Source organism: Pseudoalteromonas sp. GB43, assembly GCF_054923805.1.
The window spans coordinates 228,388-245,906 of the sequence record NZ_JBPCHJ010000002.1; the positions used below are offsets into that span (position 1 = coordinate 228,388).

The 17,519-nt window shown below is 41.0% G+C and carries 13 protein-coding genes and 2 pseudogenes; 5 read left to right on the forward strand and 10 right to left on the reverse strand.

What is annotated here, in order from left to right; translation table 11 throughout:
• Positions 1-62: 62 nt before the first annotated feature.
• Together ACRWSG_RS18320 and ACRWSG_RS18325 are read left to right on the forward strand one after the other, a co-directional pair.
• Positions 63-2,695 (forward strand): annotated as a pseudogene (locus tag ACRWSG_RS18320) (glycosyl hydrolase family 18 protein).
• 468 nt (positions 2,696-3,163) lie between these two features.
• A complete protein-coding gene (locus ACRWSG_RS18325) occupies positions 3,164-3,916 on the forward strand; it encodes a substrate-binding periplasmic protein (RefSeq protein ID WP_054553453.1) in 753 nt (250 codons plus the stop codon).
• Between the two features lie 18 nt (positions 3,917-3,934).
• Here the strand turns inward: ACRWSG_RS18325 and ACRWSG_RS18330 are convergent, their stop codons facing one another.
• The 4 genes from ACRWSG_RS18330 to ACRWSG_RS18345 form a co-directional block, all read right to left on the reverse strand.
• Complete coding sequence (locus ACRWSG_RS18330; protein ID WP_462167111.1) at positions 3,935-5,440, reverse strand: phospholipase effector Tle1 domain-containing protein; 1,506 nt, start codon at positions 5,438-5,440, stop codon at positions 3,935-3,937.
• A gap of 129 nt (positions 5,441-5,569) precedes the next feature.
• Complete coding sequence (locus ACRWSG_RS18335; protein ID WP_199528804.1) at positions 5,570-5,971, reverse strand: Hpt domain-containing protein; 402 nt, start codon at positions 5,969-5,971, stop codon at positions 5,570-5,572.
• A gap of 54 nt (positions 5,972-6,025) precedes the next feature.
• A complete protein-coding gene (locus ACRWSG_RS18340; RefSeq protein WP_462167113.1) occupies positions 6,026-6,637 on the reverse strand; it encodes a GGDEF domain-containing protein in 612 nt (203 codons plus the stop codon).
• A gap of 33 nt (positions 6,638-6,670) precedes the next feature.
• Positions 6,671-6,967 (reverse strand): response regulator, encoded by a 297-nt coding sequence (locus ACRWSG_RS18345; protein ID WP_462167114.1) that lies wholly within the window; start codon positions 6,965-6,967, stop codon positions 6,671-6,673.
• A 145-nt stretch (positions 6,968-7,112) separates the two neighbouring features.
• Here ACRWSG_RS18345 and ACRWSG_RS18350 point away from each other — a divergent pair, with 145 nt between their 5' ends.
• A complete protein-coding gene (locus ACRWSG_RS18350) occupies positions 7,113-9,260 on the forward strand; it encodes a diguanylate cyclase domain-containing protein (protein WP_462167116.1) in 2,148 nt (715 codons plus the stop codon).
• Entirely contained in the window at positions 9,257-9,562 is a 306-nt protein-coding gene (locus ACRWSG_RS18355) for an EAL domain-containing protein (RefSeq protein ID WP_462167117.1), read from the forward strand. Before ACRWSG_RS18350 ends, ACRWSG_RS18355 begins: the two co-directional genes overlap by 4 nt.
• Here ACRWSG_RS18355 and ACRWSG_RS18360 read toward each other — a convergent pair.
• The 4 genes from ACRWSG_RS18360 to ACRWSG_RS18375 form a co-directional block, all read right to left on the reverse strand.
• Positions 9,559-10,131, reverse strand: coding sequence for a manganese efflux pump MntP (locus ACRWSG_RS18360; RefSeq protein WP_462167119.1), 573 nt, complete (start codon positions 10,129-10,131; stop codon positions 9,559-9,561). The genes ACRWSG_RS18355 and ACRWSG_RS18360 overlap by 4 nt on opposite strands.
• A gap of 85 nt (positions 10,132-10,216) precedes the next feature.
• The gene (locus tag ACRWSG_RS18365; RefSeq protein ID WP_462167121.1) at positions 10,217-10,843 is read right to left on the reverse strand and encodes a hypothetical protein; all 627 of its coding nucleotides are present in this window, start codon (positions 10,841-10,843) and stop codon (positions 10,217-10,219) included.
• A 138-nt stretch (positions 10,844-10,981) separates the two neighbouring features.
• Positions 10,982-12,307, reverse strand: coding sequence for a hypothetical protein (locus ACRWSG_RS18370; RefSeq protein WP_462167122.1), 1,326 nt, complete (start codon positions 12,305-12,307; stop codon positions 10,982-10,984).
• A gap of 160 nt (positions 12,308-12,467) precedes the next feature.
• Positions 12,468-13,772, reverse strand: coding sequence for an NAD(P)/FAD-dependent oxidoreductase (locus ACRWSG_RS18375; protein WP_462167123.1), 1,305 nt, complete (start codon positions 13,770-13,772; stop codon positions 12,468-12,470).
• Positions 13,773-14,030: 258 nt separating this feature from the next.
• Here ACRWSG_RS18375 and ACRWSG_RS18380 point away from each other — a divergent pair.
• A pseudogene (locus ACRWSG_RS18380) lies at positions 14,031-15,964 on the forward strand (RecQ family ATP-dependent DNA helicase).
• Between the two features lie 7 nt (positions 15,965-15,971).
• Here the strand turns inward: ACRWSG_RS18380 and ACRWSG_RS18385 are convergent.
• On the reverse strand, positions 15,972-16,892 hold the full coding sequence (locus ACRWSG_RS18385) for a nucleotidyl transferase AbiEii/AbiGii toxin family protein (protein WP_187489864.1): 921 nt from the start codon (positions 16,890-16,892) through the stop codon (positions 15,972-15,974).
• 1 nt (position 16,893) lies between these two features.
• Positions 16,894-17,460 (reverse strand): type IV toxin-antitoxin system AbiEi family antitoxin, encoded by a 567-nt coding sequence (abiEi, locus tag ACRWSG_RS18390; protein WP_235372680.1) that lies wholly within the window; start codon positions 17,458-17,460, stop codon positions 16,894-16,896.
• Positions 17,461-17,519 lie beyond the last annotated feature (59 nt).

The window sequence follows — 17,519 nt, forward strand, 5'->3', positions numbered from 1 at the left end:
TTTGTAGTTCAAACTTTATCAATAACAGCGTAACGCTATATAAAAACAGATAAGAGAGAATCATGAATATAAAACAATTAAGCGCAGCCATTGGTGTTGCACTCTTTGCAAGTGCAGCGAATGCAGCACCTTCAACACCAACCATTATTTGGGAGCCACAAGAGTACTCATTTGTTGAGGTTGATCTTGAAGGTACAGGCTCATACAAGAGCTTGGTGAACCGCGTTGATGAAGTCACTATCAGCATTGAATGGAACGCATGGAGTGGGGATGGCGGCGACAGCTATAAAGTGTACTTCGATGATATGCTAGTAAATGAAGGCTCACTGGCAGCAGGCACTAAAAGTGGTGTTATTAGCTTCCCGTATGATAAAGCAGGTCGTCACACATTATATGTAGAACTATGTGAAGGCGGTACCACCTGTGCTCGCAGTGAAGGTAAGCCAATTGTTATTGCCGATACAGATGGCGGTCACTTAGCGCCATTGCCGATGGATTATGATCCAAACAACCAAGATATTGGTACCAAAGACGGCCTTGTTACCGGTGCCTACTTTGTTGAATGGGGTATTTATGGTCGCGATTTCGACGTAACCAATATACCAGCACAAAACCTCAGTCATATCTTGTATGGGTTTATTCCAATTTGTGGACCTAATGATTCGTTAACAGGTGGGCCTAAAAACGCGCTAAATACTGCCTGTGCGGGTTCGCAAGATTTTGAAGTGGTGATCCACGACCCATGGGCTGCGATTCAAAAAGCGCTACCGGGTGTTGATAGTAATGACCCAATTCGTGGTACATATTCGCAGTTAATGGCGTTAAAGCAGCGCTATCCTGATCTGAAAATTTTACCATCAGTGGGTGGTTGGACTTTATCAGACCCATTTGCCTACTTTACCGATAAAGCAAATCGCGACACGTTTGTGGCATCAATGGAAGAGTTTTTAAGAACGTGGAAGTTCTACGACGGTGTTGATATTGACTGGGAATACCCGGGTGGTCAGGGTGCTAATCCAAACTTAGGCGACCCAGTTGCTGACGGCCCTGCATACGTTGCGTTAATGCAAGAGCTGCGCGCAATGCTTGATAAGCTTGAAGCCGAGACAGGTCGTGAGTATGAATTAACATCAGCGATTGGTGCGGGTTACGACAAAATTGAAGATGTCGACTACTCACAAGCTCAACAATATATGGATTACATTTTCTTAATGAGCTACGACTATTATGGTGCATGGAGTAATGTAACAGGCCATCAGGCTGCGCTTTATTGTTCATCGCATTTCCGTGTTGGTCAGTGTGATGGAACAGGTGTCGATGAAGAAGGCGTTCCATATAAAGGCCCTGCTTACACAACTGATAACGCAGTGCAAAATCTACTTGCGCAAAACGTACCATCGAAGAAAATCGTGGTAGGTGCCGCTATGTATGGCCGTGGCTGGGAAGGCGTTTATCCAGAAAATGCCACTATCGCTGATAACCCTATGACAGCACCGGGCAACGGCAAACTTAAAGGCACTACAGCGCAAGGCGTATGGGAAGATGGTGTAATTGATTATAAAGGCATCAAAACTTACATGCTGGGCGCTGCAGAAAATGGCATCAATGGGTTTGAAACAGGTTATGACGAACAAGCCGAAGCCGCTTATGTATGGAACCGCAGTAACGGTAAATTAATTACATACGATAACCGTCGTTCTGTTTTGGCAAAAGGTGCTTATGTTAATCAATATAATCTAGGTGGTCTGTTTGCATGGGAAATTGACGCTGATAATGGCGATATTCTTAACGCTATGCACGAAGCGCTTGGTGGCACAGTAACTGAGCCTAGCAATAGAGCGCCGGTGCTATCTGTATCAAGTACCGTATCTGTGAATGCGGGCGAAAGTGTATCTATTAGTGCATCGGCAACAGATGCTGATAACGATCCGCTAAGCTTTAGCTGGACAGCTGACAGCGCGTTAACAGTAAGCGGTGAAAATTCAAATACCCTTGTTATCACAGCGCCATCAGTGACTGCTGATACGCAATACACGGTTGCTGTGAGTGTGAGCGATGGTGAGGCAAGTGTAAGCCGTAACGTCACTGTTAATGTTGTAGCACCAACAACAGGTGAGAACCAAGCACCAGTTGTTGCGGCAATTGCAGATAAAACCGTAGCAGAGGACGCGAGTGTGGCTGTGGCGGTTTCGGCATCTGATGCTGATGGCGATGCACTCTCATACAGCTGGACAGTGCCAGCAGGTTTAACGTTAGTGGGTTCAGGTGCTGATGTGAGCTTACAAGCGGGCAGCGTTGATGCTGATACAAGCTATGTTGTGTCGGTATCAGTAAGCGATGGGCAAACAGCGACTGCAGTGAGCTTTAATGTTACCGTGACAGATTCTGGTACAACAACTCCGCCAGATGGTGAAACCACATGGGATGCAGCGGCGACTTATGTTGGTGGTGATACGGTGATTTATAACGGCATAGAATACACAGCTAAATGGTGGACACAGGGTGACCGCCCTGATTTAGGCGACCATGGGAAGCTAGCTCACAACCAACAGATGGGAACGGTGATGTTGTATGGCAAGCTGCGGGTATCTATAACGGTGGTGACCAAGTCACTCACCAAGGTAATAAATACGAAGCGAAATGGTGGACTCAAGGAGACGAGCCAGGCGTCGCGGATGTATGGAAAGCACTTTAAGTGTAATAACCACATTTAATGCCCATCATTAAAATGTGATTTCCCTTTAAAGCAGCCGCATGGCTGCTTTTTTGTGGGGGAAGTAGGTTGGGTAGAACGGAGTGAAACCCAACATAATCCATGTAAACCTTTTCAAATTTCTTATCTTCAGACGCGCGAAACAAGTTTCACGCCTACGGGGGAAAACATAGGCGCTGGGGTTTAGGTGCTAGGGCGTGATGTAAAAACTCTGCTACAGACTCGTATCTCGCACCTCGAATCTCTTAACTTTACTCTTTCCCCTTGAAACTCGCTAACTTAAGACATTTCCCGGCTAAAGCCAGTCCTACGGGCTGCCACCTCGCATTTCGGAACTTTCCCCTTAAAACTTACTAACTTTCTGTTTCTCATTTCATACACTGATCTTTCAGGCATTATCAACCATACTTGAATAATATGATCTGTAAGTATTTAAGCTAAGGTGGATAAATGAGGTTAAGCGTGTTGTTTTTACTTACCGTTTTTGTATTTAGTAACTCGGTATTTAGCTGCGATAAAACCTTAAAAGTGGGAATTAGTCAGCAGTGGGCGCCTTATGTCTTTACGCAAAACGGTGAACTCACCGGCATAGATATCGATGTGGTCAACTTAGTACTAAATGAGGCAGGGTTTTGTGCAACATACGTCGTCATGCCTTCATCTAAACGCGGGTTTACAGAGCTTAAACACGGTAAAGTCGATTTACTACCTGCCGCAAGTTATAGCACAGAGCGTGACTCTTTTAGTTTTTTTTCAGAGCCTTACCGTAATGAAGTGATGCGCTTGTTTTGGTATCCTCATGGCCGGTTAGAGTCTTTAGACTTGCAAGGTTTGCTCGAACATCAGCAAGTTATTTTAACTAACAGCGGGAGCTACTTTGGATCTGACTTTACTCATTTAAAAGAAGAACCAAAGTATAAAGAGCTACTCGTTACTGTACCCTCTTTGCGCCAGCGGCTAGCTATGCTGGTTGCTAAGCGGGTCGATTTTTTTGTTGATGATGAATTAGCCGGTTTATATTTAATTCAAAAAAATAACCAGCAGGGGATCGAGTTGCATCCGTATATTGTCAATAATGACAGCGTTCATTTTATGCTGAGTGAAACAACCCTTTTAGCAGAAGACAGAGCAGCTATTAACTCAGCAATTATAAACAACCAGCAAGCGATAACCGAGATTATCGCTCGCTATGTTAAGCACTAAGCTAGCCTAATCACTAAATTATCCTAAACGAGTCACACGCAATTTTATTCGCCCCGCATTCGCCCCATAAAAGCGGTTTAGGTCGTTGGCAAAAGGACAAAACTCACCTGATTTAGCAATACGAATATCAGCACCCTCAGCAATTTCAAATAAATGATCGTCGTTGTTATCGATAGCACCAATTAGCGCAAACCATTGTGCGTGGGGTAAACGTCTAAACGGTTCAAGCACGGTCATTGGGATTTCTTTCACCCCAAGTTGGATATTGTCGCGGTGCCAACCTGCAGGTCCGCAACTAATGCCGTCGTCATACCAAGTTTGCTCTGGGTAAGGCGTAAATCGGTACGTGCCACCTTGCTCTAACATTAAGCCTGTGTGATTGTACTTTTCAGCGCCATACACAAACACATCTTTACTTTCGTCTATGCCCAACACCGTCATATTTTGTTTATCAAGCGCAATATGTGGGCTTAAGCCTTTAAATTTCAAGCGGGTTTCATCGCTATAAAGTACATCGTAATGAAGGCTTTTTAACGACTCCGGACGATAGCTCGTTAGGCGATTAATGCGCTCTGCTACTGTGTAATGAATGGTTGGTGCGAGCGTGCTTTGTTCGTTATCAACCAATACACAGCATTCGCGATCTACCAGTTTGAACAACGGGTTAAACCAAAAATAGTTTTGCTGATGACTAAGAGCCAGCGGATCTGGGGTAACGGTTACATCATCTTGTGCAATGAGGTTACGATGCTCTTCTGGGAGCAGAGTGTTGTAATTGATATCCGCGCTGGTAAGTAAGTTTAATGCAACGGTTTGTTCAATCAGCCACTCAATCGCATAGCGCAGACAAATGTCTGCTAAGCCATCACGATAATAGCCGCCACCCACATCAGAATGGGCGCCTGCAAACCAGATCTCTTGCACATGCGGTGCACTGTTTATAAGTGTGGGTTCAAATGCACGGCGTTTTTCATCAAGTGCCACGCAATGAAGGGCAGCTTTTATATTGCTTGCTAGTGTGTAGTTTTCAAAAATGACATGCTCAGCACCGCGGGTTGCTTTTGTTACTTTCGAAAAGCCTATTGATGCAACGGTATCGAATACACATAAGTACACATCATCACTGATAAGTGGCTCTAAACATTTGGCAAAGCGCCTAGCAAGAGCAGCACCGCGGCTAAAACCAGTTAGAAGTACCTTGTCGCCTACATTGTAATAGCTTTTAAAGTCGCCCATAGCCCGGTTTAAAATGCTGGCAACATCATCACCTCTTGGCGCAAGGGCTTGATTGAATAAACGTCGAAAGCGACTACCTTGGGTGCCTATACCTTGATAATAAAAGCTAAGTTGAGTTGGAAATGGTGTTGCGGGTTCGCTATTGAGTGCGCCGCCAAACAATAAATGAAGTTTAAGAATATTAGAAATACTTGCGTCTTCTTTGAAATGTGCGGCGCTGAATTGTTCAGCATCACGAGGCTCACTGCCTGTGCCATCAAAGTTGAAAATCAGCGTTTTAGCGGTCATAGCGTCATTCCTTTAGTGGTTTGTATAAACATACTCCCACTTTATGAAAATTTGAAGACAAAGATTCACCTAGACAAGCATTTTTGATGCTACGCTAACGTGGTTGCTAAATTAAAACTAAGTGGTTTATCAAGAGGTGTATTTTTGTAAGATTGTCAGTAATACTTGGTAGTCTTTTTTTATTTCAAATAATTTCGATTGTATCTCCTCAAAAGGGTGACGCTCATTGGCGATTAATACAATTAATTCGCTTAGGTGTTGATCTAATCTTGTAGCACCTAAATCGCCGCAGGCTCCTTTAAGTGAATAACTGGCTGATGTAGTTGTTTTAAAGTCTCTGTTCTGTATGGACTGAGATAGTGATGCTAATTTGACATGAGAACTATCTAAAAACATTTTGCTTACTCTAATGAGCAAGACCTCATTGTTCATGAGTCGGTAAAGTGCCGCTTTTTTATTCCAATGGTTCAATTCTAAACTTTCGCTTTTCGAGTCTGTTTTTTGCTGCTTCCCTGACATCTCACTGTTCATTTTTTATTTGCCTTTATAGTTATGTCATTTTGAAAAAATCTACAAAAATTTAAATTATTCACTGGTTGCGATAATACAAACGCAGCGATTTCTTCCTTGTTGTTTAGCCTGATATAGCGCTGTATCTGCACTGTTGATTAAATTTTCTGGAGTAAAATTTTTATCATCTGACAGTGTTGCGCTTCCCACGCTTATAGAGACTATTCCTGACTCTGTAGTTGGGTGTTTAATAGCTAGATTTTTAATGTTGGCCAATAGCTTATGAGCAATAAACTGTGCTCCTTGAATATCGGTATCAGGTAAAATACAGAGGAATTCTTCACCACCGTAGCGAATAGTTGTGTCTGTTGGTCGGTTAATACTATTTTTGATTTCTGTAGCTACTTTTATTAAGCAGTTGTCGCCTTGTTGATGTCCAAGCTGATCGTTGTATTGTTTAAACCAGTCTATATCGATCATCAGCACAGATAGTGCCTGACTATGACGTTTCGCAAGTAATAGATTTTGCGTCAGAGTCGTATTTAAAGAACGGCGGTTTTTTAATCCCGTTAGGCTGTCTTGCTGTGTCTGTTGTTTTAAAAGATCTGCTTGTTTCTTTAATGTCAGGTGTGCAGTCACTCTGTTTAGAAGGGTTACACCATAGACTGGCTTAGTTACAAAATCCACAGCGCCTGCTTGCCAGCATTGGTTTTGATCTTCTTAATCCATAATTGCAGTGATGAATATAACCGGAATATCTTTATAAGAAGGGTGAGCTTTTAGCTCTTTACACACATCAAGACCACTCATAGACCCTAACATGACATCTAACAATATTAGATCGGGTTTAATAGAGTCACAAACAGACATCACTTCTTCACCACAATTAATCGTGTGGGTTTTAAAATGTGATGCTAGTAAACTTTCAATGACAGTCGCATTGATTGGCTCGTCATCGACTATCAAAATGATGGAATCATCAATCAGTTTGTTGTTATTTACTTCATTAGATTGCAAATTATCTTCTCCCTGAGTGTTGATTAAGCATAGACTGAATTTTTAGAATTTCTACAACTAAAGAATGGAAAATTATATTTTTTATTGGCGCTACTGATGAGATAGGACTAGAGTTTTTTTAGTTACATTAATTGAGGTCATAGTCTTGCTTTTTTCTCATCTAAATAATCGGCAGAGTAAAATACTCGTTGTTGATGATGAACCTACAAGTCTATTAGTGATGACTGAGGCTCTTGGTGATTTAGGTGAAGTTATTGGATGTGCGTCAGGAGTTGAAGCCTTAGGCGTAGCATTTTCATTCAGGCCCGATATTATTTTACTTGATATCGAAATGCCAAATATGAATGGCTTCGAAGTATGCAAAGCAATTAAACAAAACCCACTAACAGCCCTATCAATCGTTATTTTTGTCACCTCGCATAATGAACAAATATTTGAGTATCAGAGTTTTGAGAATGGTGGGGTTGATTTAATTCATAAGCCTGTAGACTTAAATCTATGTCGGTTGAGAATAGTAAATCATCTAAAAATGAAGCAACAGGAAGCGCAAATAAGTACTGCAAAAGATGACGTTGCGGCACTAATAGCTCAAGTTCCTGTATTTATTTCTTATTGGTCAGTGCAAGAGCTAAACCTTTTTAATAATGACATGACTTGTCAGTGGTTTGCCGTAAGTGGCAATGAGATGATTGGTCACAGAGCTAAAGATATTCTTCCTGATAATCTATACCTTGCTTTGCATAATTGTTTAGAAGAGCAAAAGCCGCAGGAAGTGTTAAATGTACCGTTTGTCGATCCGAGCGATAATATTGAGCATGTTAGGGCACAAATTAATTTACAATTTCATGAAGGACAAGCGGTAGGCGTTATATTGACGCTTACGGATATAACATCAATTAAGCGCACTAAAAAGTTATTAGCTGCTGAGTCTGAGCGATTGCGAGTAATGCTCAACTCGATTGGTGATGCGGTTATCGCAACAGATAACGAAGCCCATATTACGTTTATGAATCCCATTGCTGAAAAACTAACGGGTTATTCAGCACAGCAGGCTCAGGCAAAACATATTGATGACGTGATGAAGTTGACTGATGCGTATTCAGGACAAAACCTAGTTAATCCTATCCTACTTGCTTTGCGAGAAAATCGTATTGTTGCTATGTCGTTAAATACCCAATTAACAGCATTAGATAACCGTGTTTATCGAGTCGAAGATTCTGCTGCGCCAATTCGTGATGATGATGGTCGTGTCAGTGGTGGGATCATCGTTTTTCACGATGTTAGTGAGTCAGTGGCAATGGCAGTTAAAATGAGTCACCTTGCTAATCATGACTTACTAACCGACTTGCCTAATCGAGTCTTGCTTTATGATAGAGTCTCCCATGCTTGCAAAGTAGCCAAGAGTAAGGAGCAACAAGTTGCTTTAATTTTAATTGATATTGATCATTTTAAATACTTGAATGACACACTTGGTCATCAACAAGGTGATTTAATAATTAAACTTGTTGCGAAGCGATTAGAATCTTTAATTGATTTAAACTACACATTAGCGCGGATCGGCGGTGATGAATTTGCGATATTAATCCCTGAAATAAAGCTAACATCAATTATTGATGTGATTGCTACTGACATCATTAATACAATGAGTGAACCATTCAAAATTGATGAACAACCTTATATTTTGTCAGTGAGTGTAGGTATTAGCATTTATCCTAGAGAATCAGTGACAGCAGAAGATATGATGACTCATGCTGATGCCGCTATGTATAAAGCGAAAGAGCAAGGACGTAATCGCTTTTGTTATTACTCAGATGATTTAGAGCATCAGTTTAAACAGCGCCAAAGTGTTGAAAAACTGATTCGTACTTCGATAGAAAACGACAAGATAGAAGTTTATTATCAACCCAAGGTCGCACTGGGTTCACAAAAAATAGTCGGTGTTGAAGCACTTGTTCGGTTACGAGATACTAATAATCAAATTATATTGCCAGTTGAATTTATTCCTTTAGCTGAAGAGACTGGACTTATTAACGCTCTTGGTGAGTCAGTTTTAAAGCAAAGTTGTTACGCAGCAAAGGAGTGGTTAGATAAAGGCTTTCGTATCAAGGTTGCTGTCAATATTTCAGCAAAGCAGTTTACGGATAAAAACTTTTGCAACTTTGTGGCGCAAACTCTCCAAATGTCGGGCTTACCGAGTGAATTGCTCGAATTAGAAGTTACAGAAAGTGCGTTAATGGAAGATTTTGAAGTAACTAAGAGCATGCTGAATGATTTAGCGGTGCTTGGCGTTTGACTATTGCGATTGATGATTTTGGAACGGGTTATTCCAGTCTTTCATATTTAAAGCTTTTTCCGGTCGATGTTTTAAAAGTAGATCAATCATTTGTTAGAGACATGATGGTTGATTCGCAGAGTATGGATATAGTCAAGACAATAACAAGCTTAGCTCATTCATTAAGTCTATTAATTGTTGCCGAGGGAGTAGAAGAAAAACAGCACCTAAATAAGTTGATCGATTTAGGCTGTGAACTTGGGCAGGGGTACTATTTTTATAAGCCCATGCCCAAAGAAGAGTTTGATAAGCTATTAGTTTAAGTCATGGTATGGCTGTATAGGATGCCACAGCCGATAAAAATAAGTGCAACACCGCCAATTGCTTCGGCTTTTTTGCCTACCCAGCCACTCATTACGTTACCAAGTAGCGCGCCGATGGTAACCATAATTGTGGTTGCTAGGCCTATCATGGCGGCAGCTAAGTAAATATTCACTTTCATGAAAGCAAGGCTAATACCTACTGTCATAGCATCGATACTAGTGCCAACGGCAGTTAGTAGTGTGGCAATGAAAGAGCGCTTGGTATTCGGTGCAAGTTCCTCTTCATCGTCGTCATCTTCTTTACGACTCTCAAGCAACATATGAATGCCTAAACCCACTAACAACACAAAAGCAATCCAGTGATCAAAGGCTTCAACGTAATCTGCACCGGCACTGCCAATCAGCCAGCCAACAATCGGTGCGATAGCTTCGATACAGCCAAACAATAAACCAAGCTTGATTGCACTCAGAACACGAGGGTTTTTAAGTGTACTGCCTTTGGTGATTGAAGCTGCAAAAGCATCAGTCGACATTGCAAGCGACAAAACGCTTAGCGTAATAATATTCAATTTTTGCGCCCCACAAAAAGTGGGCATTATACGCGGCTAAGCCGTAAACAGATAGGTTAATTTACGGCTCAAATAGGTAAGGAGCTTAATAAGCGCTGTACTGATAGTTATTCATTACAGTGCCATCTTTGGGTGCAAGTTTTGGCGCAAGTTTAATAAGCTCTTCATAAACATCAGGAACAAAAACTTTTAGACGCTCGGCACGACGAAAGTGGTTAGGCTCATACTGGTCAACAAGTTTTAATGCGCTTGGCATATAGTCAGCGAGGGTTTGTGTGTTATAGCTTTGCTCCAGTGCTTGGTCGAGAATATCAAGCCCAGGTTTAGAAAAGTCATGCGCAACTGCAAGGCTCATTAAAAACTTAACGGCTTCTTTTGAATGCATGCTTGCATAAAAATACATATCGTTGTTTTGCATGTCTTTTAATGAAAAATCAAAGCCGTTATCAGCTAATGTTTGCCATTGTGCTAATGGTAACTTAGTAAATAGATAAAGATTTTCAGGTGCAGTTGGAGCGACTCTGTTTTGCCAAATAGACGTCAATTGTTGAGCGTTTTCTATTGTTGCTGCAAGCAACATATTTGTCTGGTGGGTACTGAGCTTTGCTGTTTGGGTAATCGTTGCAACAGTATTAAAGTCTTTTTCGACAATTGCTTCTTTATAGGTTTGATACTGCGTTGAGGTTTGATATTTATTCTCATTTGAATGCAAGAATTGCCAATTATGAACTTGTACAGGGTCGATGGCTTGAAGGGTGTCGAGGGTTAGTAAGCCTTGTTGCGCTTCGAGCGTTTCTAATTCTTCGAGTGCTTGAGAGCGTGTTTTTATCGCTTCTAGCGAATAAATCCGCTAATCTATCGTTTCACACTCAGGAGATACTTTTTTGGCTTGCTGTTTTTGTAGTTCGTAGGCGCTGAGTGCTTTTGATATTGCAGAGTTATCTTTTTCTTTACGTTTAAATGCTAGGTTATTTGGGATTAGCTTTAAATCTATAAACTGAGAAAAAGCATCATTAGCAATTTGGTCGCCAACAAATAAAAGGCTACTCGGTAAGAATGAAGATTTAAGCATCAGTAGTCTATCGTTCGGTGTGTCGCGTACAAGCTCGCCGTGAGCTCGATAACCCTTATTTTTTAGATAACTTAGTGTTTCTATGTGTTTGCCCTCTAGTGGCTGCACTTCGCTATTTGAGCTGCCCTTTAGGTTTACAATGGCAATATCCATCGCTGTAAATACATTTGGCTGATTAGTGGGCTCAATACCTCGTTCACTTAATAACTTTAAAATTGGCACGTTAAATTCACTCACAGCGACATCTGCAAGGTTTAAATACAGTTGTTCATCGATAAAGTCATCACTCATTGCTGTAGGCGAGCCGTTTAGCTGTGCTGTTTGAGAGATCAGTGCTGTTAAATAATCATTAGGTAAGTTGCTTTTTAAAGCCACAGCAATGTCGTTAACAGTAAACTCTTTACTAGATATCGCGTTTTCAAACTCAGTTAAACTAAGCGCATGAGCATTAACAAGAAACAAAATAGATGGTGAAATGAGCCTTGATGGGCCGATTTTAAACGGCGTTTTTAAATAGGTATTAAAATCATCGTTGTTATCCAATAGTTTGTACAATGCTGTTTTGTTTACTTGCTCAGGTAATGGCACATTAAACATCATTGAGCCAGTATTTTGACTAAGGGGTCCATCAATTGCCGTTAGTTGATTGATTGTATCTATATCAAAATAATCAATGACCTCAAGCCCTTGCCAGTTTTTTAATATGCCAACTGATAAGGCATATTGAAATTGCTGTTCTGCATTTTGTTTGATGGCGTTAATAACTAAGGTATTAAATGAACGGTAGGATATTTTCACCAGCTCTGAATAACTTAAAATATCTTCAAGGGAGTCGCCGTCTTTTAGTGCTTGTTTAATCGCTGCTTCTATTTGACTGTGATCAGCTGCAGCTTGAGTGGCTTTTAAACTTTGTTGCTTACACTGGCGTTTGGCTAGCTTGAGTTTAGCCAGCTCTGTTGCTTTGCTATTAGGCTGATTTGATGGTTTAAAGAGGCTCGTAGCCTTTTTTTGTTCAGCGACAGTAGCAGAAGATGTCGAGACTTCATTGCTTATCGCTTCGATGGGTGTGGGTTTATCTAATATCAGGTAAAGTACCACAGGCACAAAGCACTGCAAAAACGGTTAGCGAAATACCTTTTTTCATCTTCAATCCATGGATCTATCTTGCTTGAAGTGTATGACTTTGTAGAGTGATGTCAATTACCTAGGGACGAAGTGCATAAATAGCCGACAAACAACTAATTTGCCGGCTTTATGCCGTAGCTTAATGCAGTTTCATTTTTGGCCTAACAACGCGGAGTACTTTTTCGCTGATCCACAGTGCAAAAGTTTTTGCACTGCCATGGATAGCACGTTGATGCATACGATAGAGCGAAATATACATAAATCGCGCTATTTTACCCTCTATAAAAAAGCTATTACTGGTTAGGTTGCCCATTAAACTGCCTACCGTGCTGTAGCGTGACAAATTAACTAAAGAGCCATGATCACTGTAGGTAAAGGCACTCGGAGGCTGGTCTTTGAGTGTAGCTATAAGGTTTTTTTCAACACATTGCGCCATTTGATGAGCCGATTGTGCTCTGGGTGGCACTTGTGTGCCATCTTCTTGAGTAAATGCACAGCAATCACCAATCACAAAAATATCGTCGTTAACGCTACTTTGCAGATATTGGTTCACCTTAATTTGGTTATTGCGGGTGAGCTCAAAGATACCAATATCTTTAATGAAATCAGGTGCTTTTACACCCGCAGCCCAAACCATAATGTCGGCTTTGATATGTTCATCGTTTTTGGTAATAAAGCTGTTTTCTGTGGCTTCTTTTACTTGCGTGCCTTCGCGGACTGTTACTCCTAATTTAACCAGTTCACGCTTAGCTGAGTTTGCAATGCGCTCGGGTAATGCGGGCAAAATTCGCGGCCCCGCTTCAATTAAATCAATGTGTAAGCGTTTCGCGGTCATTTTATTAAGGCCATACATTTTTAGCATGTCTGACACATGATAAAGCTCTGCCGACAGCTCAACCCCGGTTGCACCACCTCCCACTATGGCAATGGTTAAAGAATGTTGTGGGTCGTCATCTTGATGTAAGCGGGTGAAGTTATCGAGTAGAGCATGCTGAAAGCGCTCAGCTTGTTGGTTTGAATCAAGGTAAAAACAGTGCTTGTTAACACCTGGGGTATTAAAGTCGTTACTAACACTGCCTATAGCAAGTACAAGGTAGTCATAACTGACTTGGCGCTCGGGTAAAATTCGGTGGCCAAGTTCGTCTTTTAACTCACTTAAAGTGATAGTTTTGTTGGTTTGATCTAAGTGGCAAAAGCTGCCGAGTTGAAAATTATAATGATGTTTTGCTGCATGAGCTGAGTATACAACGCCGTCTAAATCGGCATCAATCGACCCCGTCGCTACTTCATGAAGTAACGGCTTCCAAATGTGGCTGCGGTTTTTATCGATTAAAAGTATCTCTGCTTGACGTTTTTTCCCGAGTTTGTGTCCTAATTGTGTTGCTAGTTCTAAGCCACCAGCGCCACCACCGATTATCACGATTTTAGGAGGTTGGTTAATCATTACGTTGCCCTCAAAAGTATAATACCTAAACACTCTTGCGAAAAAGCGCTTAGGTATTGCAAGTCCATCCATCAATACCCCATGGCAACGCGCCCATTGTGCGCCTTTTTACTGGTTTTGTCAGTACCTGTTAAGAACAATATAGTGCGCTTAGTTATATCAATGGCCTTGGGAGATTGAGTTAAACACGTTAACATGGCTAATTCGCAGTAAGAGACCTATCATTACCTGAAAAGGGAATGAAAGTGAGGGATCAGGATGACTACACCACTACACACTTCGTTGAATCAATACTTTGGCTTTAATGAGTTTCGCCAAGGTCAGCAACAAACCATTGAGCAGTTATTAAACCAGCAATCGTCGTTGGCAATTTTTCCAACTGGCTCAGGTAAATCTTTGTGCTATCAATTAACCGCATTGCACTTACCCAACTTGACCTTAGTGGTATCGCCATTATTGGCACTGATGAAAGATCAAATCAGCTTTTTAAATAGCAAAGGTATTTACGCGGCAAGCCTTGATTCAAGCCAAACCAGTGAGCAAAGCCATACGGTAATGAGTGATGTGCGAGCAGGGAAGGTGAAAATTTTAATGGTCTCAGTTGAGCGTTTTAAGAATGAGCGCTTTCGTGAATTTATTAAACAAGTGCCTATTTCGATGCTGGTGGTTGATGAAGCGCACTGTATATCTGAATGGGGCCACAACTTTAGGCCTGACTACTTAAAACTGCCGCGCTATCGTGAAGAGCTTAATATTCCGTTGGTATTGCTACTTACCGCCACCGCAACTAAAAAAGTAAAGCGCGATATGTGTGAGCGTTTTGCCATTGCCCCAGAGCGTGTAGTGCAAACTGGCTTTTACCGAAGCAACCTCGATTTATCAGTGCTCAGTGTTGCAAGCCAAGAAAAACCTCAGCAATTAGCAAATATCATAGCCAGCCAACAAGGGGCAGGGATTGTCTATGTCACCTTACAGCATACCGCTGAGCAAGTGGCCGAAGGCTTGGCAAGAGCGGGCTTTAATGCAGTGATTATCATGCAGGCCTTGAGGATGATAAACGCTGGCAAATTCAAGATGATTTTATGGCGGGTAAAATCAATATCGTCGTGGCAACTATTGCTTTTGGGATGGGGGTTGATAAGTCTGATATTCGTTTTGTGATCCACTATGATTTGCCAAAATCGATTGAAAATTATAGCCAAGAGATTGGCCGTGCAGGGCGAGATGGTGCGCCATCAAACTGTTTTACCCTAGCAAACCTTGATGGCTTAAATACCGTTGAGAACTTTGTTTATGCCGACACGCCCGAGCAAAGTGGGATTGACTATGTCATTAATAACATTCGCAACGAACAAACGAACAACCAGTGGGAAATGCAAGAGTACAGCTTATCGAGCGAAAGTAATATTCGTGCTTTAGCGTTAAAAACCTTACTGGTGCAGTTAGAAATGCAAGGGGCTATTACGCCTTTATATGCTTATTACGCCGATTTTAAATATAAGTTTTTAACGGATCAAAACGAGCTACTTAGCCAGTTTGATACTGACCGACAAGCGTTTTTACAACAGGTATTCAAACACACTGAGTTTAAGAAAATTTGGGGCACACTTAATTTTGATGCGTTAACCCGTGCCACTCAAGTTGATAGAAAACGTGTGGTTGCAGCGCTCGATTATTTGGCCGAGAAAGGTCATATAGCCCTTGAAACTAAACGTATTACGCAAGTGTATGAGGTGAATAACTCGGTAATAAACCATGCAGATTTAGCACCGCAACTTCACCAATATTTTATCGAAAAAGAACAGGCCGAAATTAAACGTATCGCCACTTTAGTGCGCTTTTTTGAGCTAGATAGCTGCTTAAGTTATAACTTAGCCCGCTATTTTGATGACCAACATGCACCCCAGCAATGTGGCCATTGTTCAGTGTGTAGAGGACAGCAAGTAAAGCTTAGCTATTCATTAGTGCATCAAATGCCTGAGCAAAATGTGATTGCCAGTAAAGTTGCAGAGCTTAAACAGCACTTAGCCGCCAAAGGGATTAGTGATGTCAGCATCGATACTCAGTGCCGCTTTTTAGCGGGCATGAGCGTGCCTTTATTTACTCGTAATAAAGTCAGGCAGCTTTCAGGTTTTGGCCTTTGCGAGCAACAACGATACAGTGACATTAAAGCCCTGCTACAGCAGTTGTAGCAGGGTCTTACATTTTAAAATCAGGCTCTGTAGCTTCGGTAAACATTTTTGACAGAACTGTCTTGAATAACTCTGTCAGGGTGTTTTGTAAGTACAACTGAAACTTTTCTTTACCGAGAGTTCTATCGAATACTTCGGTATCTAAAAAGCGTTTCATTTCACCGATAAACTCAGGGCTCGTGGTAAGTTCGGGTAACCTATCAATTAAATGAGAAAGCATGGACTGATATTGCTCAAGTTGATAGTCAGCAACTTTATTTTTAACTAGTTCAATATCTAATTGAGCCCCTTGCTGTTGCAACCAAGCAAGATCCCAAATGTCTCGATGTCGCACATACTTTGTTGTAGCTGGTAATGAAATTATTTTGTCAGCCATCACCTCATCGAGTGTTTCAGCTAAGATCAGTGTATCGCTGTATCCATCAGGCAGAAAATCATAGTTCACATTCAGTGGTAAAGGCTGTTTTGTGTAGGCCGGAATATTGGCAACTTCTAACTTAATTTTTTGTTTGGGTAAATCCTTTCTTTGTGGTGCAGTTACTACTGCAACTTGCCACTTATCAATTTTTAATTCTGAGTATTTAGGGTCTTTTTTTAACTCTTTCGGTTCTTTAACTGTCACCTCAAGGCCATATCTTTCGCCAATATACTTTTCAATACATGCTTTGATATCTTTTAACATGAATGAATTGAATTCTTTACCACCAGCAAAATCTAAATCTTCACTAAAGCGATTTCCGCCGTAACATAATCTTAAAGAAGTACCTCCTTGAAATACCAGCTTATCAAGAAATCCACCTCTTTCGAGAGCAAATAGGATGTCGTAATGCAATAACTCTTTTTCTATAACAGCTCGCATATGAGAAACATTTGTGGTTTGCATAGCGAGATTTACTAGTTGCGCAAAGTTCTCTTGTTCAGTTTTCATCTTATGCTTCCTCTGCAATTAAATGAGTATTTCGGCCAACTCTTTTTAAATCCCTTAGAGCAGTATTTTTCGTTGCAAATCTCAAAGAGCGATCTGTTTTCATTGTGTTTTCTAGAATGTCTAAACGGTCTCGCTTAGTGTGAGTAAATTCAATTGTACCAAAAGGCGTTTTATATTCACCCGAGCGTCCTGTTGTCATAATGGTCAATCTGCCAACGGGGATTTGTGAAATAATTCCATACTCTGAAAGTGCAGACTCTAAACTAACGTAATTGTACTCACCACGGCGGATTGTTTTTGCAATTAGCTCCAGCGTATCACTTCCTTTTGACTGAGCAAGAGCGTAAATAAAAATGCCATTTGCAACTCTAATTAAAAAGCCATCATCGATGAGTCGAGAAATCCCCGCTCTCAAGCTCCTATTAGTATCATCAAAAAAAATCTTTGCAAAATCAGACATTGTAAAAATATAACGTCCTTGTTTATCAAATTCTGATAGCTTTTTGATTGCATCTGACTTTTTCAATTTATTTCTCAAGTAATGATTAATGGCATATTTATATGTCATTATTGTAGACTTATTTTAGTGCTTTTCAAGTTCACAAATTTAACACTAAAAAGTGTCAA

What these genes read in the sequence shown, in the direction of transcription:
- ACRWSG_RS18325 (WP_054553453.1), top strand. Translation starts at nt 3,164, where the DNA reads ATGAGGTTAAGCGTGTTGTTTTTACTTACCGTTTTTGTATTTAGTAAC.
- abiEi (WP_235372680.1), bottom strand. Translation starts at nt 17,460, where the DNA reads ATGACATATAAATATGCCATTAATCATTACTTGAGAAATAAATTGAAA.
- ACRWSG_RS18385 (WP_187489864.1), bottom strand. Translation starts at nt 16,892, where the DNA reads ATGAAAACTGAACAAGAGAACTTTGCGCAACTAGTAAATCTCGCTATG.
- ACRWSG_RS18330 (WP_462167111.1), bottom strand. Translation starts at nt 5,440, where the DNA reads ATGACCGCTAAAACGCTGATTTTCAACTTTGATGGCACAGGCAGTGAG.
- ACRWSG_RS18335 (WP_199528804.1), bottom strand. Translation starts at nt 5,971, where the DNA reads ATGAACAGTGAGATGTCAGGGAAGCAGCAAAAAACAGACTCGAAAAGC.
- ACRWSG_RS18375 (WP_462167123.1), bottom strand. Translation starts at nt 13,772, where the DNA reads ATGATTAACCAACCTCCTAAAATCGTGATAATCGGTGGTGGCGCTGGT.